The 703-nt window shown below is 64.4% G+C and carries 1 pseudogene; it reads right to left on the reverse strand.

Annotated features, from left to right (window positions below):
• Positions 1 to 703, reverse strand: a pseudogene (locus tag IU459_RS37415) (DNA-directed RNA polymerase subunit beta); the annotation flags it as partial.

The raw sequence follows: 703 nt of genomic DNA on the forward strand, positions 1-703 counted from the left end.
TTCATACGACGCGGCACACCATGGGTGTTCAGGATGATGTCGACCGGAGTGCCGTCCGGCAGGAACGGCATGTCCTCGGTCGGCAGGATCTTGCCGATCACACCCTTGTTCCCGTGCCGGCCGGCCAGCTTGTCGCCGTCCTGGATCTTGCGCTTCTGCGCCACATACACCCGCACCAGCTCGTTGACACCCGGCGGCAGATCATCGTCGTCCTCACGCGAGAACACCCGGATACCGATCACCTTGCCGGACTCACCGTGCGGCACCTTCAGCGAGGTATCACGCACCTCACGCGCCTTCTCACCGAAGATCGCCCGCAGCAGCCGCTCCTCCGGAGTCAGCTCCGTCTCACCCTTCGGGGTGACCTTGCCGACCAGGATGTCACCGTCCCGGACCTCCGCACCGATCCGCACGATGCCACGCTCGTCCAGATCGGCCAGCACCTCATCGGAGACGTTCGGGATATCCCGGGTGATCTCCTCCGCACCCAGCTTGGTGTCCCGGGCATCGATCTCGTGCTCCTCGATGTGGATCGAGGTCAGCACGTCCTCCTCCACCAGGCGCTGCGACAGGATGATCGCGTCCTCGTAGTTGTGGCCCTCCCACGGCATGATCGCCACCAGCAGGTTCTTACCCAGAGCCATCTCACCGTTCTCGGTGCACGGACCATCGGCCAGCACCTGACCCTGCTCCACCCGCTGAC

Origin of the sequence: Nocardia amamiensis (genome assembly GCF_015477605.1) — a bacterium.
GTDB lineage: Bacteria > Actinomycetota > Actinomycetes > Mycobacteriales > Mycobacteriaceae > Nocardia > Nocardia amamiensis_A.